The 22,374-nt window shown below is 56.1% G+C and carries 21 protein-coding genes; 10 read left to right on the forward strand and 11 right to left on the reverse strand.

The genetic code is table 11. The features are described from left to right. Window positions 1–335 precede the first annotated feature (335 nt). Both BOO69_RS13295 and BOO69_RS13300 read left to right on the forward strand, forming a co-directional pair. Window positions 336–1,082 carry a hypothetical protein gene (locus BOO69_RS13295; protein WP_152455658.1) on the forward strand — a complete coding sequence of 249 codons (747 nt, stop codon included), beginning with the start codon at window positions 336–338 and terminating at the stop codon, window positions 1,080–1,082. Beyond that, the gene (locus BOO69_RS13300) at window positions 1,082–1,621 is read left to right on the forward strand and encodes a hypothetical protein (protein WP_071972598.1); all 540 of its coding nucleotides are present in this window, start codon (window positions 1,082–1,084) and stop codon (window positions 1,619–1,621) included. Before BOO69_RS13295 ends, BOO69_RS13300 begins: the two co-directional genes overlap by 1 nt. Before the next feature lie 68 nt (window positions 1,622–1,689). Here BOO69_RS13300 and BOO69_RS13305 read toward each other — a convergent pair whose 3' ends face one another. Beyond that, window positions 1,690–5,043, reverse strand: a complete 3,354-nt coding sequence (locus tag BOO69_RS13305) for a type ISP restriction/modification enzyme (protein ID WP_071972599.1) — start codon at window positions 5,041–5,043, stop codon at window positions 1,690–1,692. A 298-nt stretch (window positions 5,044–5,341) separates the two neighbouring features. Here BOO69_RS13305 and BOO69_RS13310 point away from each other — a divergent pair, with 298 nt between their 5' ends. Then, window positions 5,342–5,626 carry a helix-turn-helix domain-containing protein gene (locus BOO69_RS13310; RefSeq protein ID WP_071972600.1) on the forward strand — a complete coding sequence of 95 codons (285 nt, stop codon included), beginning with the start codon at window positions 5,342–5,344 and terminating at the stop codon, window positions 5,624–5,626. 65 nt (window positions 5,627–5,691) lie between these two features. On the opposite strand, the gene BOO69_RS23065 is transcribed toward BOO69_RS13310, so the two are convergent. After that, entirely contained in the window at window positions 5,692–5,844 is a 153-nt protein-coding gene (locus tag BOO69_RS23065; RefSeq protein ID WP_156874930.1) for a hypothetical protein, read from the reverse strand. A 352-nt stretch (window positions 5,845–6,196) separates the two neighbouring features. Here BOO69_RS23065 and BOO69_RS13315 point away from each other — a divergent pair, with 352 nt between their 5' ends. Then, window positions 6,197–6,499: a hypothetical protein gene (locus BOO69_RS13315; RefSeq protein ID WP_071972601.1), complete on the forward strand. Its 303-nt coding sequence runs from the start codon at window positions 6,197–6,199 to the stop codon at window positions 6,497–6,499. A 268-nt stretch (window positions 6,500–6,767) separates the two neighbouring features. Further along, the gene (locus BOO69_RS13320) at window positions 6,768–7,736 is read left to right on the forward strand and encodes an IS110 family RNA-guided transposase (protein ID WP_071972602.1); all 969 of its coding nucleotides are present in this window, start codon (window positions 6,768–6,770) and stop codon (window positions 7,734–7,736) included. A gap of 267 nt (window positions 7,737–8,003) precedes the next feature. Here the strand turns inward: BOO69_RS13320 and BOO69_RS13325 are convergent, their stop codons facing one another. The 7 genes from BOO69_RS13325 to BOO69_RS13355 form a co-directional block, all read right to left on the reverse strand. After that, window positions 8,004–9,194 carry an ABC transporter substrate-binding protein gene (locus BOO69_RS13325; protein ID WP_071972603.1) on the reverse strand — a complete coding sequence of 397 codons (1,191 nt, stop codon included), beginning with the start codon at window positions 9,192–9,194 and terminating at the stop codon, window positions 8,004–8,006. A gap of 23 nt (window positions 9,195–9,217) precedes the next feature. Beyond that, window positions 9,218–10,579, reverse strand: coding sequence for a branched-chain amino acid ABC transporter permease (locus BOO69_RS13330; RefSeq protein WP_071972604.1), 1,362 nt, complete (start codon window positions 10,577–10,579; stop codon window positions 9,218–9,220). Between the two features lie 4 nt (window positions 10,580–10,583). Further along, a complete protein-coding gene (locus tag BOO69_RS13335; protein ID WP_071972605.1) occupies window positions 10,584–11,585 on the reverse strand; it encodes a branched-chain amino acid ABC transporter permease in 1,002 nt (333 codons plus the stop codon). A 6-nt stretch (window positions 11,586–11,591) separates the two neighbouring features. Continuing rightward, the gene (locus BOO69_RS13340) at window positions 11,592–12,296 is read right to left on the reverse strand and encodes an ABC transporter ATP-binding protein (protein ID WP_071972606.1); all 705 of its coding nucleotides are present in this window, start codon (window positions 12,294–12,296) and stop codon (window positions 11,592–11,594) included. Beyond that, window positions 12,293–13,066 (reverse strand): ABC transporter ATP-binding protein, encoded by a 774-nt coding sequence (locus BOO69_RS13345; RefSeq protein WP_071972607.1) that lies wholly within the window; start codon window positions 13,064–13,066, stop codon window positions 12,293–12,295. The genes BOO69_RS13340 and BOO69_RS13345 overlap by 4 nt, the downstream gene beginning before the upstream one ends. Then, window positions 13,063–14,376, reverse strand: coding sequence for an NAD(P)/FAD-dependent oxidoreductase (locus BOO69_RS13350; RefSeq protein ID WP_083545526.1), 1,314 nt, complete (start codon window positions 14,374–14,376; stop codon window positions 13,063–13,065). The genes BOO69_RS13345 and BOO69_RS13350 overlap by 4 nt, the downstream gene beginning before the upstream one ends. 155 nt (window positions 14,377–14,531) lie before the next feature. Continuing rightward, a complete protein-coding gene (locus tag BOO69_RS13355) occupies window positions 14,532–14,996 on the reverse strand; it encodes an Lrp/AsnC family transcriptional regulator (RefSeq protein WP_172839544.1) in 465 nt (154 codons plus the stop codon). A gap of 164 nt (window positions 14,997–15,160) precedes the next feature. Between BOO69_RS13355 and BOO69_RS13360 the strand changes: the two genes are divergently transcribed. From BOO69_RS13360 to BOO69_RS13380, 5 genes are all read left to right on the forward strand, one after another. Continuing rightward, entirely contained in the window at window positions 15,161–16,246 is a 1,086-nt protein-coding gene (locus BOO69_RS13360; protein WP_071972610.1) for a threonine aldolase family protein, read from the forward strand. Between the two features lie 3 nt (window positions 16,247–16,249). Further along, the gene (locus BOO69_RS13365; RefSeq protein WP_083545527.1) at window positions 16,250–17,143 is read left to right on the forward strand and encodes an SMP-30/gluconolactonase/LRE family protein; all 894 of its coding nucleotides are present in this window, start codon (window positions 16,250–16,252) and stop codon (window positions 17,141–17,143) included. Window positions 17,144–17,189: 46 nt separating this feature from the next. Further along, window positions 17,190–18,002, forward strand: coding sequence for an NAD-dependent epimerase/dehydratase family protein (locus tag BOO69_RS13370; RefSeq protein WP_071973827.1), 813 nt, complete (start codon window positions 17,190–17,192; stop codon window positions 18,000–18,002). Window positions 18,003–18,029: 27 nt separating this feature from the next. Further along, entirely contained in the window at window positions 18,030–19,460 is a 1,431-nt protein-coding gene (locus BOO69_RS13375) for an NAD-dependent succinate-semialdehyde dehydrogenase (protein WP_071972611.1), read from the forward strand. A 520-nt stretch (window positions 19,461–19,980) separates the two neighbouring features. After that, window positions 19,981–20,580 carry a hypothetical protein gene (locus BOO69_RS13380; RefSeq protein ID WP_071972612.1) on the forward strand — a complete coding sequence of 200 codons (600 nt, stop codon included), beginning with the start codon at window positions 19,981–19,983 and terminating at the stop codon, window positions 20,578–20,580. Window positions 20,581–20,666: 86 nt separating this feature from the next. Here the strand turns inward: BOO69_RS13380 and BOO69_RS13385 are convergent, their stop codons facing one another. Together BOO69_RS13385 and BOO69_RS13390 are read right to left on the reverse strand one after the other, a co-directional pair. Next, entirely contained in the window at window positions 20,667–21,725 is a 1,059-nt protein-coding gene (locus BOO69_RS13385; RefSeq protein ID WP_071972613.1) for a TrbL/VirB6 family protein, read from the reverse strand. Beyond that, a complete protein-coding gene (locus BOO69_RS13390) occupies window positions 21,725–22,087 on the reverse strand; it encodes a hypothetical protein (protein ID WP_237267462.1) in 363 nt (120 codons plus the stop codon). Before BOO69_RS13390 ends, BOO69_RS13385 begins: the two co-directional genes overlap by 1 nt. Window positions 22,088–22,374: the final 287 nt, after the last annotated feature.

Raw genomic sequence — 22,374 nt, forward strand, 5'->3', positions numbered from 1 at the left:
CGATCTCTCCAACGCGCAGGCCATGGTCGTATGCGAGCGCGTCAACCAGATTGGCGATCTCCGGGTCCTTGGGACCGTATATGGGCCAGTCGTGTAGCTCATGGCTGTCAGGGTGCAATCGCCGTTCCATCAACTTTCCTCCAAATCACGCTTAGGCTAAACGGGGGAGCGCCGTCCTAGCGAAGCACTCCTATGCACATGGGGCCCGCTAAGATTCTGAATTTCAACAACCTTTCCTAAATCCATGTCTTCATTGGATTTTATTGTCATTCGCCAACTCTAGATGCTACGATGAAGACTGCGGTCCAACCCCAGCGGCCGCGATGAGTGAGACCATGAGCAAGAACTACACGCTGTATATCAAAGCCTACACGCCCGAGACCATTCCGATGGCTCGGTTGGCTCAGTACATGCAAAACCTTGCCGCTATGCTAGGTCATGATACTGCCGTTCACTTCGATACGCTGAAGCCCGGCAGCACGCAACTTGTAACGAAAATCGACCATGAGGACGTGCCGAAGGTTGCGGCTCATATCGCCCAGGTTAAGAGGGGTGATGGGAGCCCGGAGGCAACAAGAGCAAAGACAGAGATCGACCGCTTACTTGCAGAAGACAACGCCACTGGCTTCGTCTATGAAGATGATGACGACAGCGCCGAAATCATTGCCTTTCCAGGCGTGAACCGCCCCAAACCCACAACGTATGGGCCGTTCAATCAGGAAGGCACGCTCGATGGAATACTGATCAGCGTCAGCGGCGCGGATCAGACCGTACACCTTCAGCTACAGAACGGTGAGATTAAGTATACCGGCATCGACACCAATCGCGATACTGCTCGCCGTCTTGCCAAGCATATGTACGAGCCTGTGCGTATTTTCGGCACAGGCCGATGGCTTCGTGATCAAGATGGCAATTGGATTCTGAAAAAGTTTCGTGTGGATAATTTCACCGTGCTCGCCCCCGACGATCTTAAAGACGCTATCGACCAGATGCGTGAGATCAAAGGCAGTGAATGGGCCAATATGGACGATCCGATTGGTGCGCTGAAAGCTCTGCGCGAGAAGGGCAACGGTCTGCACTAATGGTTGTTTTCGATAGTTCGATCTTGCTGCTTGTCCTCGACCCCAACGCCAAAGCACCAGTTGATCCTGCTACCGGCATTTCCGTAGAGAAGGCGGCCGAGCGGATCGAGTATCTGATCGCAAACCTCTCAGTCGACAAGGAGAAGATCGTTATCCCGACCCCTGTCCTGAGTGAGGTGCTGGTCCATGCCGGAGGTGCCATGCAGGCATACCTCGACACCCTCAACGGACAAGCAGCCTTCAGGATCGCACCGTTCGACCAGAAGGCAGCAATCGAAGCGGCCATTGCCATGAGTGATGCGATCAAGCGCGGTGGCCATCGTATCGACGCGGCAAATCCCGACGCGACCAAAACCAAGATTAAGTTTGACCGTCAGATCGTTGCGATTGCGAAGGCAGAAGGCGCGCACGCAATCTATTCGGACGACGCTGATGTGCACAGCTACGCAAAGCACGCTGGGTTGGACGCATACCGGACGGCCGAACTCGACCTTCCCCCCGAAGACCCGCAGCAGTCCTTGGATTTCGACGAAACCTGAACAGGTCGAATATCCAGGGCAGTGCGTGAAAACTTGAGAACTTCGCACGTCCAGCAGACGCATGACAATCAAAACGCGAATTCGTCCTGTCGGTCATCTCCTGCGCGGGTCGTGGCGGAGCTGTCGTCGTCAAAAACGCCCTCGGCACGTAGCAACTCGGCGTCAATAAGCGGGCCAGAACAGATACGCTCCAAGAGGTCGGCCTGGTCGAGCTCCAAGGCGGTCAACAGCGTCAAAACGTGAAGCAGGTTGATGAGATCTTCGGTATAGGACGCGGGCCAGCGGTCGGGCTGGATCTGTTCTAGCGGCGACGGCGGGCGGCGGTCGCCGATAATCGGACGGCTGCGGTCAAGGCGGCGGTAACTGAACCATTGGTCAATGATGTTCTTACCTGAGACCTCGTAGGCCCGGACCTCTGGTGATACATTGTCAATGAAACCTTCGCCGACATAGAGGCGTTGCGCGGCCTCGTCATAGCTCAATTCATTGGGGAACTTGTCGGGCTCCGCCGGGATGGCACCGCCCCGTGGGATGGTGGGCCCTCCTGTAGCCCTTGGTGGGCCTGCAGGACGGTTACTCGCGGGGTCAGTGAAGCGTTCGCCGTAGGTGTGGAGCCAGACCACACGCTTGCCGATTTCCACACCCTCTTGGAACAGATCGTAGCGGGCGGTCAGCGGTATGCGTAGACCGGGCTGGACAAGGTCGGATTGAAAGCGTGCGGTATAGGCTGGGTTGGCTGCCACAGCCGCGATGTAGGCCAACAGATCGGGGGCCGCTACCGGGTTGCTCAGGCTGCGCGTGAGCGCGGCAAGAAACGCGGGCCGAATGTTGGATTGGCTGGCGGCTCGATCGGCCCAGAGTGGGAACACACGGCCTCCGCGACCGTGGTAGTGGTCTTGGTCAGGTATAGCACCGCTGAAAGACAAGCCCGGCCCTCCGTTCGGAGATGTCTGCGACAAGCCAGTCAAATAGACCTGCGATATTGAGAACTGGGACCATAACTCTGGACGCGCTGACAGCAGTAGTCGATTGTCGGGAATAATCCACTGCCGGTCCAGCGTTCGGAACGAGTAGCGCACAGGGGTCACGGCCTCGTCCGTATCGGAGGCTACGGTATAGTTGCGGAACTCGTGACCCGGCAAACCATCGCGCACCACCTTGTTGGTGTGGCGATCTGCCAACTCACCTCCTCTGAGGGTTGGATGGAACAAGACTTCTTTGCGCTCAGGATTGGCCTCATCCCGCATACGCCGCCAGCGCTCTCGTAAGCTCTCGGCGTCGGGTGCGATGACCCAGGTGCGTCCCGGCAGGACTCCAGAACTGTCAGTCAAGAAGATATCGTCTATCGGCGCGGCGGTTCCCCAAACTCCCTGTGCGGCTGGCAGGAAAGGCGCTCGCGATTGGTTCGGGCAAACTTCCCAATCCGGATCATCGATTCCGATGGCAGCAAGTGCCTCAAACTTGACCTCTCGACGTTCTGCAGGCAATCGGCGAAAACGCACTGTGGCATGTTCGGGCGTTCCTTCGTCGCTATTCCGGGCAGCGATGACGATACAGACGGGTCGCTGAACGCCCTGAAAGATCCGGCTATTGACTGGGGGTTGAAGCCCCTCGGGCGTGGCGTCGATGACCCAGATTTCATCGGCGTCCCGGCGCAGGTCCGCCCGCATCTTCTGGAAGCCTGGCCCATTCAGGAACCCGGCCACGGTGATGAAGCACACAACTCCTTTACGGTCGGGCCTTGGGGCCTCGCCTTCGGCGGGCGGGTCGCCAAAGACTTTCCAAGTCGCCCATCGCCAGAAATAGACATAGAGATTTTTGAGGTGTTTGAGGTGCGCCCCGGCGCCCCATTCCGGTGGGGTTTTCCATTGGTCCAGCGGCGCGGCTTCCCCGTCCCGTCCTTTCTCTATCCAAGCCCCCCGGCCCTTGGCCTTTTCCTTGTAGGGCGGGTTGCCGATTACCACTGTTATAGGTTCCTCGCCCTTGATGCGGTTCGCCTCCTCGTAACTGGCCGTGAGAGGCGCAAAGAGGGACGGCAGACGGGCGCGGGATTCTTCGGGGTCGCTGAGCGTATCGGTGACGAACAGGCGGGGGTGAATAGACCCGGAGCCGGTCAGTTCCAACAGCTCACTCAGGAGGCGGAGTTGAGCCACCACGAAGGGGCCAAACTGTAACTCGAACCCGATGAGACGGCGGGCGATTGCTTCCATCACGCCGGGGACCGCTCCCGCCCCAAGGTCGGCCTCCACTTGCTCGGCGATATGGCGCAGGATGCCCAAGAGAAAGGTGCCAGTGCCAACGGCGGGGTCCACGACTGTCACTTCGTCGGCCCGATAGCCGCCGGTCAGGGCAAAGCGGGCGGGGTGGCGCAAGATATCGTCGGTCAGGCGCACCATCGCCCGCACCACTTCGGGCGGGGTGTAATAGGAGCCTGTCTGCTTGCGGAGTTTGTTGTCGTAGGTTTCGAGGAAGAACTCGTAGAAATAGAGCCATGCATCATCATCGCCCCGTGACACGGTGGGCCAGTCCACAGCGTCCAGAACGCGGGTGAGCGATTTGAGAGAGGTCGCCAGCGTGTCGGGATTGGAGGTCAGGAATCCAAGCGCGGTCCCGATGAGAGAATCCGTCGTTCGAAGGTCGCGCGCCGCATGGTCGATACCATCGGCCAGCGAGACGCCACGAGCACGAGCCATCAAGAGACCGAAAACGACCGCTTGAGCGTAACCGTCCGCGAACTGCTTGTCGTCAGCCTCCGGGAACAGGATTTGTCGCCAATCGGACCGCAGCGCGGCGACCTCGGAGTCGTCGGCTTCCAGTTTTTCGATGGTCTCATCCCTGAGCAGGCGGCACAGGCGGGCGGATATACGGGCCAGCTCGCGGGCGTTGCGTGGGCTGGTAGGTGTCCACGTGAGAAAGTTGTTGAAGATGGACACAAGGTCCGCAGACCCCGTCAGACCACCTCCAGCAGTCCGAATGTCCCCGCTGAGGCGTACTATGCCGGACCCACTCGACGCCTCCTGAAGTTCGCCGTCGTGCCAGACGGAGAACTCATTGCCGTCGGTGTAGATTAGGTTGGGGAGGGCTTTCAGCTTCTCCCACTGCTTCTTGTCGTGCGCGTCTGTGAACCTTCGAGGGTCCGCGCCCTTGCCGGGAGCTTTAATCTCCACGAAGCCTATGAGGTCCGACGCTGCCCCCCGCCGCCGCATAATGGCGAAGTCTGGACGGATGGCCAATTCCGGCATCGGCGTCTCGGGCACGAGGAAGATATCGGAGACAGCAAGGCCGCAGATCTGGGCGAGCCCAGGAAAGAGGGTTTCAAGCGGGCCTCTTAGCTGTTCCTCGGGGCGACCAGAAACTACAGACGAGAGGCGGCGTTGCGCTTCGATCCCGAAGCGGGAGATCAGGTCATCGAAATCGGGCACTGCTCAGCACTTTCCTTTTTAAAACGGAAACTAACTCTTGCCGCAGCAAAAAAGCAATAATTCGTTACCTTCCAGTCTTCTTCTATCTGTTGTCACCTGCTGGAACTACGGTCGACATGGCCCACTCAACGGCCGCTGCTCGGACACGAAAGGGTTGGGTGCGGGTTGCCAACGACAACCGCAAAGTGCTCGATCTCCGCCTTGCCGTTGGGAGTAGCCAACAGTCGAACGAATAGGCTATCGCCTAGAATCCTTCCCACGCTGGCAGGTGCCTATCGACAAAGAAAGGAGCACTAGCATGAGTTTCGGCAAAGAGCTGATCCAGAGCGCCAATGAGGCGCTGGAAATCGCACGGGGCAATGCGGAACCTGCCGCTGTCTATGTGCCCGAGACCGTTGACGTAGCAGCGATCCGCAGGCAGCAAGGGCTTACTCGGTCCGCTTTTGCTGAACGATATGGGCTGGCAGAAAGCACCATCAGGGATTGGGAGCAAAACCGGCGCAGCCCGGATCGGGCTGCGGTGTTGCTCCTGAAGGTGATCGAGCGCCACCCGGATATAGTGGCGCAAGCTGTTCGTGCATGACCAAGGGTTTCCGACCACTTGTCCTGCCATACGTCGAAAGACGCAACCACGCGCGCCTCGGGGCCTTACTCGTAAATGACATTCTCCCTGCGCCCGTCCTTCCAGCGCGGCAGTATCTCGCCGGTGTTCCATTCATAGAGCCACCCGACGACCTCGCGCGTCCTGGCATCGAGGATGCGCTTGATTGCCTTTGCTTCCAGTCTTTCCTGTCTCGGCATGGTTTCTCTCCGTTTTCATTGATCCACGGAGCGCCCCGTTCCCGCACCTTCGTCATCATCAAAGGGAGGGTAAGCGCCCGCTTACCCCTGCCGAGTGGCGAGCGTGAGAGGATGGGGGTGAAGCGAAATCGACAGGGGTGGTGCGGCCCGCAGGCATAGCCGAGGACACGGCCCTGTCTATTTCGCTTCAGGGGGAAGGAAGCCGAAACTCCTTCCCCCTTTTACGGATGGATGTGGCGCGGCTGGCCGCGCCCCTTCTGTCTTTCAGTGCGGATGCACGGGGTTGCTGCTTGCACGAGTGGCATCTGCTGGCCACAGTGTAATAGCCCATTGAAGCCAAGCGGATGGCAAGATGCCCGATTTGATCCTTAACCTGTCACACGACCTCTTTGGGCGGCTTTGTGAACTGGCGCGGGACGATGGGGTTTCCGCTGAAACGCTGGCCCGCCAGACCATCACCTTGAAGGTCGGCTGCAACCCGTCTTCGGGGGAGAACCCGATCTCCACCGGCTTTCTGAGGCGGCATGCCGACGATGTTCTGGCGATTGCAGATAGAGAGCCCGTTTATCTCAAAGATTCGGAAGATCGGAAGTTCGTCTTGGTTTCAAGTGATTACGACCCGAGGCTTCTGTCACCCGCATCTTCCGAGGGGTGACGCCCAGCTAGGGGGCTGTCTGCCCCCGTGCCTGGCGGCACTCCCCCGAGGATTATGCGTAAGACATTGCCCCCATTTTCGCGTCTGCGAAGATAGGGGCGGTCGGTTTCCTTGATGGCCATCTGGGAAGCTGGTGGCGGGCGGGCCTCCCCGAGGAATGACCCGATCTGCGGTCGCAAAGTATCTTGCCACCCGTCACGTCTGTCCGGCCATCCGAACGGTAGAAGGGCCTTCGCGGCCGAGCATAATCGAGGATAACGACAAAGATATGAGCAGTATTTCAAGCGAGGTAGATCGCACTAACATCATTGCCTTCGAAGTTTCCAAAGCCAGCCTGACGGTTCACAGCCTGCCTGATGATCGACAGGTCACGATCCCGAACACTGACACCGCGATCACGAAGTTGCTGAAGGCGAGGTCCAGGAACTGTCCGCCGCTTGTCATCTGCGAAGCTTCCGGCGGGTATGAACGGCATGTTCTGCATAGCTGCGTCGAACTGGACTTACCTGTTCACCGCGCCCACGGAACCCGGACCCGGAACTTTGCGAAATATCTCGGCCTTGCTGCCAAGACGGATGCAGTTGACGCACGGATGCTGGCTCTGTTTGCGGCAAAATCAGAAGACCTACGGCTGTGGCAGCCTCCGACACCGGAAACGGTGGAACTGCGCGGGTTGCGTCGGCGGCGAGATGACCTTTCTCAGATCATCCGCACCGAACAGAACCGGCTCGAACACCCACAAGTCAAAAGTGTGGAACGATCTCTCAAGCGCCATGTTCGTGCCATGACCAAGGAGATCAAGGAACTGGATGGGCAGATTGCCAAGTTGATCGCAGCGACGCCAGAGTTTCGGCGGAAGTCCGATCTGCTGACGTCGGTGATCGGTGTCGGACCCAAGACAGCGGCAGCTTGCCTCGCCTACGTGCCGGAACTCGGATCGCTGACCAAGGGGGAAGCCGCCGCCATCGTCGGCCTCGCACCCCATGCACAGGATTCAGGGACGTTGAAGGGCCACCGCCGCATTTCAGGCGGCAGGCGAGAGGTCAGAGCAAGCCTCTACATGGCGGCGATGACCGCCCTTCGCCTTGATTCAGCTATGCAAACCTTCGCACGTCGCCTGCGAGAACGCGGTAAGCCCGCGAAGGTCGCGATCACTGCTGTGATGCGCAAGCTGATCGTGATCCTTAACGCAGTGCTCAAGACAGGTGAACCAGCACGGCGTGGTTTGCCAGCCTAGCGTTTGCAGACCTTCGCCGCGACGGATGCGAACTGGAAAGATGCGGACAAAGCCACCTTTTGCAGGCTCGGCCATTGTTAACGCAGAAATCTTTCGCTCTGGCAGCATGCTGGTCGTAGCGATGCCACGCATGTCGTCGAAGCGGTCGTTTAGACCAATTTAGACGGAAAGGGCCAATTTGAGCTATGTAGTGTATGACTTAGCGCGGCACCCGGGAGGATAAGGTGCCGCGCATCGGTGGCAAACGTTCGGTTTGATCGGAAGCCTCTATCTGACTGCAACCACTTCGAACTTTCCATCCACCACTTCGAAGATGCGATAGGTCCCGGGAGCTTCCCCAAATTCGTCGAAGACAACACTGGTCGCGCCCTCGTAGTCGATTTCTCCACCCGAGCCCAGTATTTCGAGACCTTTCGCCAGTTCGCCGGGATAAATTTTTTCGCCCGGCGCGTTTGATACATTGCGGATGTTATTGCGGATCGCTTCTCGGTCTGCAGAACCTGCTGCCTGAAGAGCGAGCGCCAATACGGCAGCTGCGTCGTAAGACTCTGCTCTGAAGCCGCCATCGCCGTCGAAGCCAGCTTCAGATGCAAGTTGAATGAACCTATCTGCTGCCTCAGATGAACTTCCGGGCTGAGTCCCAAATGCGCCCTCAAGCCCAGGCCCTACGTTATCAAGGAGAACTTGGCTGATCATACCGTCTGCCAAGACAAAACTCTCGAAAGCGCCTACATCCAGTGAAGACTGAATGATTCCTCGGCCGCCTTGGTCAAATCGGCCAAATACGACCAACACCTCAGCGCCAGAGGCGGACAAAGCGCCAGCTTCCGCGGAGTAATCACCTCTCCCATCCTCGTGGGCGGCGTTCATGAGCACTTGGCCGCCGCGTTCGACAAAAGCAGTCTCGAAAGATGTGCTTAGGCCCTTTCCATAGTCATCGTTGACATATGAAACTGCGACGGTATCGACACCACTTTCCAGAGCATATTCGGCCAGGACGACACCCTGCCTAGCGTCCGATGGAACCGTGCGAAATGTGTAATCCCCGTCATCCAATTCGGTGATTGCCGGAGACGTTGCGGCCGGCGAAATCATCGTCACGCCGATGTTGCCGGTGACATTCTTGGTGACAGCCACGGTGATTCCGGAACACGTGGGTCCCATAATCCCGACAACACCTTCCGAATTTACAAGACGTTCGGCAGCTGTAACCGCTGTGCTTGAGTCCTGGCAGGTACTGTCTCCACGGACCGGGACAATTGTCGCTCCGCCCAACAAAAGGCCGGACTTGGACGCTTCCTGCCAGGCCAGTTCTGCGGATAGGGCCATATTCGTGGCCAAGGACTCGGCTGGCCCTGTAAATCCGAGCAGGATGCCCATCTTGATTTCTTCGCCAAAGGCCGGGCTGGACAATAGCATCGGGACCGCCGCGGATGCCAAAATGAAATTTCTGTACATTGGTCTCTCCATGTTGAAAGTTATTACTTGGCCCGGTTGTGCGGGCGCTCTGGTATCAATCCACTGGGATTGAATCGCAGGACCAAGAGAAGGATTGATCCCATGATGAGTAATCGGAGATGCTGGGATTGGGCCAAGAGTTGAGCACGTATGTCAGAGTCCTGAGTCATCCGGCTTGTCGCCATGTCGACAATCCAGAACCCGAGTGGCTCGGCCTGGATCCAGACAAGCCAGATCAGGAATGCCCCGAAGATTGACCCAGCGTTGTTTCCTGAACCGCCTACGATCACCATGACCCAGATCAGAAATGTGTAGCGGAGAGGGAGGTAGGAGTTCGGAGTGAACTGGCCTTCGTAAGTGACCAGCATTGCGCCTGCGATGCCCACAACTGAAGAACCGAGAACAAGAATCTGCATGTGGCGGGCACCGACATTCTTGCCCATTGCAGCCGCAGCCGTTTCATTGTCGCGAATTGCGCGGACCATGCGCCCCCAAGGTGACTTCAGGGACAGCTCGCTCAGAAGAACCAAGAAAAGGAGAACTACAGCGAACAGGCCTGCAAAACCGAGTTTCACAATAAGGGACGCGACTTCGGCAGAATGCAATTTCAGAGCTGCATTCATCTGGGCATCCGACATCTGCGCAAGTTTGTCGCCGTTCAACCATGCAGTGATGTCTTGCACCCACCCATTGTTCTGTAAGTTCTGGATTGGGGGAAAGGGGCTTGGCAGTCCTGTCGCGTTCTTCACCCCGCGCGTCAGCCAATCTTCATTCTTAAAGAAGGAAACGAGGATTTCAGAGATGCCTAGCGTCGCGATCGCGAGGTAGTCCGCACGAAGTCCAAGCGAAACTTTTCCGATGATATAGGCAACGGCCGCGGCGGCGGCCCCGCCGATCGGCCAAGACAATATTATCGGAAGGCCCAGCCCGCCTAGGAACCCAGAAGACGCAGGTTCAAAGGCCTCGATAGCCTCTTTCGCGCCAGAGAACGCGCGAACTGCGATCGGAACGCTTGCGAGAAGAACAATGAGAACGAGGGGCCTTCGGAGTTTGCGGGCCGCAAAGCGCCTAACTCCAACAACGATGGCAAATGCGGCAAGCAAAATCGCCAGAGCAGCAAGTATTCCACTGCCCCCCGCTGCGACCGCACCTTGAATGGGCGGGTGCGATATGAGCAAGGCAGCGGTTCCACCAACCGCGGCAAAGCCCATGATCCCGGCATTGAAGAGACCGGCATAACCCCACTGGATGTTGACTCCGAGGGCCATGACCGCAGAGATGAGGCACAGGTTCAGGATGGATAGAGTGACAGACCACGACTGTAGATACCCAGTCGCAATAAAGAGGAAAAACAAGGTTCCGAACAAGGCGATATTCCGGGTCACAGGCTCACCCCCGAAAGAGGCCGCTCGGGCGGAGCAGCAGAACCAGAACGAGAATGGTGAACGAGATCGAGAACTTGTAGTCCGTCGGAACCAGTTGGAGGATATACCCGTTCAGGTCGATATCCGGGTAGATGTATAGAACGACTTTCCTATAGGGATAGGTCAGCGCAATTTCGGAAAACGAGATGATGAACCCGCCGACCACCGCCCCGAGCGGGTTGCCGACACCGCCAACAATGGTTGCCGCGAAAATGGGAAGTAGAATCTGGAAGTAGGTGAATGGCTTGAAACTCTTGTCGAGGCCATAGAGAACCCCGGCAACAACAGCGAGCGAGGCCGCCAAAATCCACGTTATCCTGACAACGGCTTGTGAGTTGATTCCGGATAATGTTGCAAGCGTCCTGTTGTCAGAATAGGCTCGCATGGCTGTGCCTGCCCGTGTCTTCTGAAGGAATAAGTACAGCAGTACGAACAGGAGGATCGATATAAAGACCGTGATTGCCTGTGTGCTGCGAATGGAGACGCCCTCAGCCAAGCCGGTGTATGCCTTCACCTCCGAGGCGGTAACGATGAAGCGTTCACCGTCGAAGAATTGCCGGTCCCCAGGGCCGACAAACAGCCGTACGGCCCCATTCAGAACAAACATGATGCCCAATGACGCCATCATCAGGATAACGGGCTTGGCCTTGGCCTCTCGGTAGTAGGAATAGACAATCTTGTCCGCCGCCAAGGAGAAACAGACAGTGGCAAGTATGCCAATTGGCAGCGCCAAAAGGGCCGTTGGAAGCGGGTAGATCGATATGGAGGACTTCTGAAAGACCCAAGTCACCAGGATTGTGACCATCGTTCCAAAAGACATCATTTCGCCATGGGAGAAGTTAGAGAAACGAAGGACGCCAAAAATGAGAGTTACGCCTAGTGCACCCAAGGCCAACTGCGCGCCGTAGGTTATTGATGGCACCAGCACGTAGTTGGCGAAAATCAGGAATGCGTTTGCGAGTTCCAAACCGAGTTATCCTCCCAAGAATGTCTTTTTGACTTCGCGGTCTTTGAGAAGGTCAGGGCCGCTTCCCGTGAACTTGTTCTCGCCCATGACGAGCACGTAGCCGGTATCAGCGATCTCAAGTGCTTGCCGCGCGTTTTGTTCGACCATGATAATGGCCATGTCCCGCGTCTTCAGATTTGAGATTTCATACAGGAGCTGCGCGGAAACGTTGGGCGATACGCCCGCGGTGGGCTCATCGAGAAGGAGAACCTGTGGATTCGTCATCAGAGCTCTGCCGACTGCAAGCTGTTGGCGCTGTCCCCCTGAAAGCGTTCCCGCAAGCTGCTTGCGTCGATCACCGAGAACTGGGAAGAGTTTGAAAACCTCCTGTTTCGTATCGGCGACGCTATCCGCTCTAAGGTAGCCGCCCATCGACAGGTTTTCATCAACGGTAAGCCCCGGGAAGATGTTCTCGGTCTGCGGCACAAAGCCGATGCCGGCCATGACCCGTTGGCGCGTATTCAGGGCATCAATGGACTTCCCATCCAAGAAGACGTCGCCGGATGTCAGCTCCACCAAGCCAAGCAAGGCCTTCATTGCTGTTGATTTTCCGGCGCCATTCGGCCCCACAATGACCGAAACTTCTCCAGGTTCGACAGATATGGAACACCCGTTGAGAATTTTGATGGGGCCGTAGCCGCCATACATATTGGATCCACCGAAGAAACTCATGTGACCACCTCTGTTGCGGTGGCACCGAGGTAGGATTCGATCACCTCCGGGTCTTGCAGGATCTCATCTGCTCGCCCCGTGGTCAAAACACGGCCTTCGACCATGACAATCACGGGATCGCAGAGGCGGGAAATAAACTGCATGTCGTGTTCGATCATGCAAAACGTATAACCCCGCTCATCGTTCAGCCTTTTGATAGCGGTTCCGATTTCCCGGAGGAGGGACCGATTGACGCCGGCACCTACCTCATCGAGAAACACGATTTTCGCATCGACCATCATTGTTCGGCCGAGTTCCAAGAGCTTCTTTTGCCCGCCGGATAGGTTTCCCGCCGGTGTATGGGCGAGATGGTCCAAGTTCAGGAAATCAACGACACTTTCCGCTGTCTGTCGCAGCGCGGCCTCTTCCTGCTTTATCTTCTTTCGATTCAACCAAGTGTTTAAAATCCTCTCGCCAGATTGTTCTGCCGGAACCATCATCAGATTTTCCAGAACGCTCAATGTCGGGAATTCGTGGGCAAGCTGGAATGTCCGCAGGATGCCCCTTGCAAAAAGCTCGTGCGGCGGCAGACCGCTGATGTCTTCACCTTGGAAAACGATCTGCCCGCTATCTGCGCGATGATGACCTGCGATAGTGTTGAACATGGTCGTCTTGCCCGCACCATTGGGGCCGATGAGACCGGTTATTGAGCCGGCCTCTACATCGAATGACGCGTGATCGATCGCCCGAACGCCACCGAAACTCTTCACAATATTTCGCACCGAGATCACAGCGCTGCTCCGGTACTGCGGGCACCAATGAGGTGCAAGGCCAATGCACCCATCTCGTAAAAGGGTTCGCGGAACTTCTTGAGAACAGAATATCTGGTTTGAGATAGCTTGAGCGGGAGCATGTCTGGATCATCCGTATGGAGATAGTTGGCAATCGCCTGTCCAAACATCGTTCCGGGCGCGATACCCCTGCCACTGTACCCGTAGGAACCAATAGCCCTGGGTCCCAAATCGACAAGACGGGGAAGCTGGTCGGGCGTCATCCCCATGCTTCCATGCCATGAAAATTCTAGCGGGACTGGCCCTAATTCCGGAAAGAGTTCAATTGATCTCCGCTTCAACCAACGCAGGTGTATTCCTGACAATATCGAATCCAGCTTGCCGACGCTCCCGATTATGAAGCGGCCGTCGACGTCTCTGGTAAACGACGTCATTACACGGCCGGTATCCCAGCACCCCTGCCTTGAAGGCAGTATGTGGTCATAATCCTTACTGAGTGGGTCGGTTGCACAATTGAAATACCAGAGCCGCCACATCGGGTTGATTGATCCAAACCTCGTATCTCTATGGTACGCATCCGTTGCAACAACCAGGGCCTGTGCAGTCAGAGTGCCGCGCGGCGTGTGGACCAACCATTGAGTGCCGGAACGTTCGATTTTCGTGGCAGGGCTGTTCTCGAAAATACGGGCGCCGTGACGCGTTGCGGCCTGGGCCAAGCCACGCAGGTACGCCAATGGTTGAATTGACGCGGCATCTCTGTTCCACAGGCAACTTTGGAAATACTCTGTGCCGAGATGTCTCTTTGTCTCATCCGCCCCCAGGACCTGCACGTCCATGCCCTGAAGGCGTTGACTTTCAGCCCGGGCCCGAAGTTCCGACAGCCCCCGGCCATCTCGCGCGCAATGGAACGTGCCGCTAGCGTTGAACTCACAGTCGATATTGTGCTTCTCGACGAGCTTTCTGACTTCGGTCGGCCCGTTGCACAGTAGAGAGTTGAGTTTGTTGCCAGAATTCTCCCCCAAACGCGCGCATATTTCCTCTTTGGTGAGCCAAAGACCTGGATTCAGATTTCCGGAGTTTCTGCCGGAGCACCCTGCCCCAAGCGTGCTTGCCTCCAGCAGCGTCACATCGAGACCCAACTCCGCGCCATGAAGGGCCGTTGAACAGCCCGTGTAGCCGCCCCCGATCACCGCGACGTCGCAGTCCAAGTCGGCATTAAGGACATTCGCCGAAAATGAATTCCTAGCGGATGCTCTCCAAAGCTCTTTCACGCCATCGTACCCTTCCAGTTTCGAGGAAGAGTGTCGCAGTTATGGGGCGTATGTATTGTTCAAAATTAATTAGAAAATGAAATATTTTCATATAATATTCATCGTTAATGTAAAAATATTTCATTAAGACCGAATTGTGTGTCGCTCTTCGAAACACGCCTTGATCAACCCAAGGGTAGCCCCTTTTCATTCGGCTACCTTGTCTCGTCGAAATGCAAGAAGGGTTCAAACTTGATGGTCTTGATCGCAAAGTAACTGTTGATCGATGCTATTTCGGGAATGACCGCCAACGGTTCCGTTATCTTCTCTGCGAACTCGTCCATGTCCGACAACATGGCCACGAACATCAGGTCGCGGTCGCCAGTAACATTCAGGCAGAATATAACTTCTGGAATGCTCCTGATGTGCCTGATCGCGTTATCCCTGGCTTGGCGCTCGTGATTGTTGAGCTTAACTTCGGAGATGGAGATGAGGGTGCTGCCTACTTTCTCCGGATTCACCAAGGCAACCTCTCTTTCGATGTAGCCTTCCGTCCTGAGGCGCCTTGTGCGGCGCATGCACGAGGGTGCCGACGTGCCAACCTCGGCGGCCAGATCAGCATTCGTGATCCGACAATCGCGCTGCAATCGGTTCAGAATCTTGCGGTCAATCTGGTCCAAGCCAGCCGGTCTCCTTGACATTCTCAAACGCCTCCTCTGATGACTGTTATGAAATCTTTGATCGATAAGCTGAGCATGAATGATCGAATGTTTCAAGAAGGCGGTCTCAAAGTCCTACTCGGCAATAGGGGTTATGCTAACTTCAAGCGCAGGATCATGAGGGGATGGTGGCGCAAGTGCTGGATGCTTCAAACGAACAGATATTCGATTTTCGCAGTGACACGCTCACGTCGCCGAGCGACGCGATGCGCAAGCGCATGGCATCAGCGGAGGTCGGCGATGATTTTTATCGAGAAGACCCGTCAATTCGCGCGCTGGAGGATTTGACGGCGACGATACTCGGCAAGGAGGACGCCCTGTTTGTCCTCAGTGGCACGATGGGCAATTTGGTTTCCATCAGGTCGCAGGTTCCATCGGGTCATTCAGCAATTGTGAGCGCTACATCCCATTTGCATGTCAACGAAACTGGTCATCTGGCTTCGATTTGCGGGATTACATCACAAGCGTTTTCAACGCCCGGTGGAAAGTTCGATCTAGGCGAACTCATGAACTTCGCAAAGATCCCCTCACCGAATGCGCCTCGGTCGGTTCTTACGCCACCCTTGAAGCTGATTTGTGTGGAAAATACGCACAATGGAGAAGGAGGCCGTTGCCTCGACAAGCCCTATCTCAATCAGCTCAAAAGGTTCGCGGATGAACGCGATCTGATCTTCCATATGGACGGGGCTCGATTGTTTAACGCTGCGGTTGCGCTTTCAGTAGATCCTTCTGACTTGGTCGCTCCTGTTGATAGTGTGAGTTTCTGCCTCTCGAAGGGGTTGGGCGCCCCAGGCGGCGCGATGATCGCAGGTTCCAGGGACTTCATCGAGGAAGCGCGGCACTGGAGGCAGATGGTGGGTGGCGGCATGCGGCAGTCGGGAATTATGGCCGCTGCGGGACACTTTGCCCTGAAGGAAAACCTGAAAAGGCTACACGAAGACCATAGCAATGCGAAGGCGCTCGCTTTGGGCTTGGACGCGTTGGGTTTCGAAATTGCCGTCGAAACAGTGGAAACAAACATCGTTATGGCCTTTTTGCCGAAAGAACTCGGCGAGCCCGCGTCGCTCCATAAGAGACTGTATCAGTCTGGTGTCCGCGTGTTGCCTCCAAAAGGAAATCGTCTGCGCTTTGTCACCCATATGGGATTGAACTCCGATGACATTGAGGCGGCCCTGAAGGTAATTGGCAGGTTGGTTGAAGGAAGGAGCTGAAGAATGAACATCGACAAACCGACATGCGTTGTGAATGAGCGCAACACGCTGGGCGAAGGTCCCCTCTGGGACGAAGAACAGAAAGCTCTTTACTGGGTGGATGTCACTGAGAAAATTATCCATCGATACGATCCGAAAACACAGCAATTGGAAAAGTTCGCGGCACCGGATGAATTCAGTGCAATTGCCTTGTGTGAACAAGACGGCAAGTTAATCGCCGGGACTCGGGACGGATTTGCATTTTTTAACCTCGAATCCGGCGCGTTCGACCTATTCGCCGACCCTGAACGCCCGCACCCGCAGAACCGTATGAATGACGGCGCTTGTGATCCCCTGGGGCGGTTTTGGTGTGGCAGTATTCACGAGGTCTCAGATCCAGCGCTTCGCCAGCCGATTGCATCGGTTTACAGAGTAGACGGTGATCATTCCGTAGTTAAGGAACTCTCTGGCATCAAGACCAGCAATGGGTTCGCCTGGAGTCCGGATGGGCAAACGATGTACTTTACCGATACGCCAACGCTCAACATCATGGCCTATGATTACGATCTGAAGAACGGAACGATCTCCAACGGGCGAATTTTCGCGACGGTCCCTCCGAACCAGGGTCGACCTGATGGCGCCGCTGTCGATGAAACAGGATGCCTTTGGAGTGCGCATTTTGCCGGTTCGAGAGTCACGAGGTATTCTCCTGAAGGGGAGGTGCTCGACACAGTGCTGTTACCCGTTGAGAATGTGACCTCCTGTGCTTTTGGCGGTGAGGATATGTCGACCCTCTTCATCACGACAGCTACGGAAGACCTGACCGAACAGCAGCTCATCGAGCAACCGCTCGCGGGTGGATTGTTTGCGTACTGCCCCGGGGTGCGTGGGCTGCCAATGCACCGGTTTGCAGGGTAGCGCAACCGAACCAACAGACACCAACTCGAATGCTATGGGAAAGAATATGAAACGAATTTTGCTTGTCGGCGCGGCCGGGCGTATCGGGAAAGTCTTGCGGGCAGGCCTTGCGGGCCCGGACAGAATATTGCGCCTTGTTGATATTGCGCCGCTTGGAGGCGCTGCTGAGCGCGAGGAGATATGCAATATTGATGCGACCGATCTCGATGCGTTGATCCTGGCCATGAAGGACGTCGATGTCGTCGTCAATCTTGCCGCTTTTCCGGAAGAAGCCGACTGGGAAACGATTTTCCCGCTGAACTATGATCTCACACGGACAGCATTCGAAGCGGCCCGCCAAGCCAGGGTGACACGCTTTGTATATGCAAGTTCGGTGCAGGCGGTCGGGTTCCACCCTCTCGCCACAACGATTACCGATGATGTGCGCATAAAGCCGAGTGGCTTTTATGGCGTCTCAAAGGCGTTCGGTGAGGCTTTGGGAAGCCTCTATGCAGACAAATATGGGCTAAGCGTCGGCTGCTTGCGCATTGCATCCTTTGAAGAAAGACCGACTGACGAAAGGATGCTGTCCACTTGGTTGAGCTTTGACGATGGAATTCATCTGTTCAACTGCGCGATCGACGCCCCGGATCACCACTATTATCGGGTGTTTGGTGTTTCAAACAATACGCGCAGTCGCGTCGACAATTCACATGTCGCCTGGCTCGGGTATCGCCCTTCATCCGATGCCGAAGACTATCTCGACGAGGTAAGAGCCACGGGCAAGCAATTGGGACCACTCGGGGGTATCACTCAGGGAGGGGGAGCGTGTGATGTTGGTTTCTCCGGCGATTCAGATGCCGCCCTCAAAGCCTGCTGACCGCGGCAAGATACGAAAGTGGGACCAGTGAAACTCACAAACCTTTACATTGACGGAAAATGGGTCGAAAGCGCCTCTCGCGCGCGCTTCGACGTCGTCAACCCATCCAATGAACGTGTCATCGCCTCAGTGGCCTCAGCTGATTTATCCGATGCCGACAGGGCACTGGATGCAGCAGAGAGAGCGATGGCGCTTTGGCGTTCTGAAACTCCGCGGTATCGCTCAGAAGTCTTACGTCGGGCTTTCAATCTTATGAGTGAAAGGATCGAACATTTCGCACATCTAATTAGTCTGGAAAACGGAAAGGCTTCCGCTGACGCTGTTGGCGAAGCTAGTTATGCGGCGGAGTTCTTTCGCTGGTTTTCTGAAGAAGCGGTACGTGCTGAAGGAACCATCAGCCATGCCCCCTCTTCCGGGGCTCGGATCCTCGTCCAACAAAAGCCTGCCGGAATTGGGCTTTTGATCACGCCGTGGAACTACCCTGCCGCGATGGGGACGCGAAAAATCGCCCCCGCACTCGCAGCAGGCTGTGCGGTCATCATAAAGCCAGCGGCCGAGACACCGCTTACCATGCTCGCATTGATGCCCGTGTTGGAGGAGGCCGGTGTCCCAAACGGGCTCGTGAATGTGCTGCCAACAACGCACCCCGGAGCACTCGTTGATCACATAATGGACGACCCGCGTATTCGCGTTGTGAGCTTTACTGGCTCAACGAGTGTTGGGAAAGAATTGTTGCGCAACGCAGCGGGTCAAGTCCTCAAACCAGCCATGGAGCTTGGAGGGAATGCGCCGCTGATCGTTTTTGAAGATGCCGATCTCGATACTGCGGTTGAAGGTGCTTTCCAGGCCAAAATGCGCAATTTGGGTGAGGCGTGCACTGCCGCAAACAGAATCTATCTGCACGAAAACATCGCTGCTGAGTTTATTTCTGAGTTCGTGGCAAGGATGAGTAAGCTGAAACTAGGTGATGGCACGGATCAGCGTAGCGATGTTGGTCCATTGGTAAATGAGGAAACGAGAACAAAGGTCGCTAGACTAGTTGAAGATGCTGTCGCAAAGGGAGCAATAGTGGAGTTAGGCGGATACGCTCCTGAAGGACCCGGCTATTTTTATACCCCTACAGTACTATCGAATGTGCCCGATGATGCTGATTGTATTCACGATGAGATTTTTGGACCGGTCGCGGTCATCCAATCATTTACAGATCAAGACCAGGTCATTTGCCGAGCAAACGACACAGAATACGGCTTGGTAGCCTACGTTTTCTCGAAGAATATGAAACGGGCTTTGAACGTCTGCGAGCAGCTTGAATTTGGGATGGTTGGCTTAAACAGAGGTATCGTTTCCGATCCCGCAGCTCCATTCGGAGGTGTCAAGCAATCGGGACTTGGCCGCGAAGGTGGCAAAGACGGCATGCTCGAGTTCATGGAAACTCAATATATTTCAGCGGCTTGGTAGATATTTGATACAAGCTGATCTCGGGTGTCAGGAGTGAGGCGGTGCTGGATGCCGGTCACCACTGGGTTTAACGGCTGCTATTCGCTCTGTCATGCAGCATGGATGCCTTTGCAATTACGACAAAATTTGCGCTGCGAGCGCACGCAGCATGACTTTGCTATGTCCGAGTTGGGCTCGCTACCGACCTTCGCCGCGCCAAGCATGAACGGCAGCTCGGTATTATCCGCAAGGGCATCGAGCGTTCCGATATTTGGTGTCTCCACGCTCGATGCCCTTGCTAACGTTCGGCTAGGACGTTGACCAACACCACACGGTAGATACTTGGAGGAAGATGAAACCATGGCCCGGATGCAGCGCATTGAGAGCACATGAGGCGTCGCACCCATTCGCTGCGCATAGCGTGAGTCGTAAAGTTTCAGGACGAAGCCACCCTTTCTTGAAAGCATCTCACATCAAATAGTTCTTTATTTGTTCCCATCCGAACCTTAGAGTTTCGGACAGGGCCAAACAGGAAAGCACGATGAAGATCAGGGTTAGCCAGTTCGTCGATTTCGCGTACGGCGACAAGCGCAAAGATAAGGCGAAAGTCAGAAGCATAATTGACGCGCTCGATTTGCCATATGATCCGGTCAGGGATCGCTACAAGCAGTTTCGGGAAGCATTGATATCTTTCGAAGATCAAAAAATTTCGACCAAAGAGTTTCTATCACTGTATTCCAGCGTTTCCGCAAATAAGTCTGCTGGATACAAGGTTTTGTGCCAAAACTATCTGGATTTGAAAGAGGATCACGCGCTCATTTGGCAGGGCCGCAGCCCTATCGAAGCAGAGATTGTTGGCCTACACATCGCAACGGCTTGGTACTTACGTACTGAAGCAAACAATCAGAGACGCATCATTTTCCTACATTTTGGAAAAGAACAACTGCCACGGAAGAAGGAGCGGGGCCTGCTAACTATACTACGGTTGGCTAAACCGGATTCGGCAGGAGTCGGCATTCTGAACATCCAGCCGGGGACACTGATAACCGCAACACGGCTGGACCAAAGCGAGGCCGACTACCTACGTAAGCGCGCTGAAAAATTTGTAACTTTCGCTAAGGATATTAAAGCAGGCGACTAGCGGGATTGAACGCCGCTGAAATGCTCACCGCCCTGCGGCAAAGGATTGCATCCTTTGCCGCAGCCCAGTTGTCAGCCAATGAAGCATCACCGCTTCTTCTTTGCGTCTTCACTCAGGCGTTCCGCGCGGTCCATCATGCGTTGCATCTTGGCCCCTGTGCCAGTCGAAGGGCGGTGATCTGCTGCGGAGTTTGAGGAGCGGGTTGTGTCTGCTCCGGCATTCAACCTCCGGCTCGTATCGCTCGTTGCGTTCGAGGATGCGCGGTTCGATTGCTGCGGGCGGGATTGCGGCATCATTCTCCGCATGCTGCCGCCGACGGCCGCCGCGGCCCAGCCCGCCTGCAAATTGCCCGAGATCATCGGCACGATGAAGGGGATTGCGATGACCATCGCAAGCGAGAGGATGACCACCGCCAGAAACGGGATGGTCCCACCGACTTGTTCGACAGAATCCGCCGATCCAATCTGGCTGACCAATAGCCCCACCAGGCCGAAGACCATCGAGAAAATGCCAGCCATCACGACCGGGTAAAGGGCAAAGCTCGCCAGCGAGGACAGCCAGCGGTGGAAATAGTCCTTCGTTACCGGGAACATCGAGCAGAGGACCATGATGGGGGCGATGCCGATCAGGAACGTCATCATCATCTTTGCGAGGACGAGAACGGCACCCGCCGCGCCACCGACCACAGCCAGAAGAGCCATGAAGAACACCCCCATCACGGCCTTGCTGACCGCCCCCATATGCGATGTGGCCGAGTTGCCGTATTCGGCCAGCCTGTCGAGTTGAAGGTCGAAGCGCGCAGCGAAATACTCTGGCCCCGCACCGTCGTCTCCGGTAGCGGAGCCGATCAGCCTTCCCGCGAGTTCATCGAGGCCGTCGATGATGTGCCCGCTGACGAAGTTGAAGTTTGCCCAGTTGAACGCGAATGTGTTGATCAGGCCGATCTTGAGCGACAAGACCAACAGCTCCCTTCCATCCATCGGACGGATTTGCCAGGCCATGTTGATGAACAAGGCAATCATCGCCAGCGTCGCAGCTCCGACGACCACCGTGCCGGAAACCTCCGCGACCGCCGCAAACTGAGAGGTCGCCACGGTTTCGAGGCCCTGATCGGCCGCCTCAACGATAAAGGAAACGATACCCATCACTCCGCCTCCTGGCACTGAATGCGCAACCGATCACGAAGATCGGAAATGACAGGGAAATACTCTTCCGCAGACCATGCGATATGCAGACTGTCGGTGCCGGTCGGGGCGGCAAAGCCCAGCTCCTCGAACTCGCCCTCGATGATGGACCAGTCGGGCCACAGAGTCTCGCAATCGCAAGAACCGGCCTCCAGCGCCATCTGATGACGCCGAAGACTATAGAGATCGTCCGCTGCGACGGAGCGCCACGCATCGCGAAAAGAGCGGAAGGTCAGGCGGTCCGGGCGCGGGCGGATCGCGCAACCGTAGCGGTCGGTCTCTGCGGGTTGGATAGAATTGCTCAACTCGATCTGGTCCGCCATCGCCGGAGCGGCAATCAAAGCCAGAAATAGGATAGCTCGATAAATCATGCGGTTGCTCCCGTCGTTTGTTCAGTGTTCAGTGTTGCATGTTCGGTGTTGCGTGTTGCTTGTCGCTTGTCCGGTGTCGCCTGTTGCGTGTTGACTGTCCGGTGTTGAGTGGCCACGGTCGCGTGTCGCGTGTCGCGTGTCGCGTGTCGCGTGTCGCGTGTTCAGTGTCCGGTGTTGCCTGTCCCCTGTTCAGTGTCGCGTGTTGCTTGTTCAGTGTTGCGTGTCCGGCGGAGAGCCGG

The sequence above is a fragment of the Sulfitobacter alexandrii genome (genome assembly GCF_001886735.1).
In the GTDB taxonomy this organism is placed as follows: Bacteria; Pseudomonadota; Alphaproteobacteria; order Rhodobacterales; family Rhodobacteraceae; genus Sulfitobacter; species Sulfitobacter alexandrii.

What these genes read in the sequence shown, in the direction of transcription:
- BOO69_RS13295 (WP_152455658.1), top strand. Translation starts at nt 336, where the DNA reads ATGAGCAAGAACTACACGCTGTATATCAAAGCCTACACGCCCGAGACC.
- BOO69_RS13300 (WP_071972598.1), top strand. Translation starts at nt 1,082, where the DNA reads ATGGTTGTTTTCGATAGTTCGATCTTGCTGCTTGTCCTCGACCCCAAC.
- BOO69_RS13310 (WP_071972600.1), top strand. Translation starts at nt 5,342, where the DNA reads ATGAGTTTCGGCAAAGAGCTGATCCAGAGCGCCAATGAGGCGCTGGAA.
- BOO69_RS23065 (WP_156874930.1), bottom strand. Translation starts at nt 5,844, where the DNA reads ATGCCGAGACAGGAAAGACTGGAAGCAAAGGCAATCAAGCGCATCCTC.
- BOO69_RS13315 (WP_071972601.1), top strand. Translation starts at nt 6,197, where the DNA reads ATGCCCGATTTGATCCTTAACCTGTCACACGACCTCTTTGGGCGGCTT.
- BOO69_RS13320 (WP_071972602.1), top strand. Translation starts at nt 6,768, where the DNA reads ATGAGCAGTATTTCAAGCGAGGTAGATCGCACTAACATCATTGCCTTC.
- BOO69_RS13325 (WP_071972603.1), bottom strand. Translation starts at nt 9,194, where the DNA reads ATGTACAGAAATTTCATTTTGGCATCCGCGGCGGTCCCGATGCTATTG.
- BOO69_RS13340 (WP_071972606.1), bottom strand. Translation starts at nt 12,296, where the DNA reads ATGAGTTTCTTCGGTGGATCCAATATGTATGGCGGCTACGGCCCCATC.
- BOO69_RS13360 (WP_071972610.1), top strand. Translation starts at nt 15,161, where the DNA reads ATGGTGGCGCAAGTGCTGGATGCTTCAAACGAACAGATATTCGATTTT.
- BOO69_RS13365 (WP_083545527.1), top strand. Translation starts at nt 16,250, where the DNA reads ATGAACATCGACAAACCGACATGCGTTGTGAATGAGCGCAACACGCTG.
- BOO69_RS13370 (WP_071973827.1), top strand. Translation starts at nt 17,190, where the DNA reads ATGAAACGAATTTTGCTTGTCGGCGCGGCCGGGCGTATCGGGAAAGTC.
- BOO69_RS13380 (WP_071972612.1), top strand. Translation starts at nt 19,981, where the DNA reads ATGAAGATCAGGGTTAGCCAGTTCGTCGATTTCGCGTACGGCGACAAG.
- BOO69_RS13385 (WP_071972613.1), bottom strand. Translation starts at nt 21,725, where the DNA reads ATGGGTATCGTTTCCTTTATCGTTGAGGCGGCCGATCAGGGCCTCGAA.
- BOO69_RS13390 (WP_237267462.1), bottom strand. Translation starts at nt 22,087, where the DNA reads ATGGCGGACCAGATCGAGTTGAGCAATTCTATCCAACCCGCAGAGACC.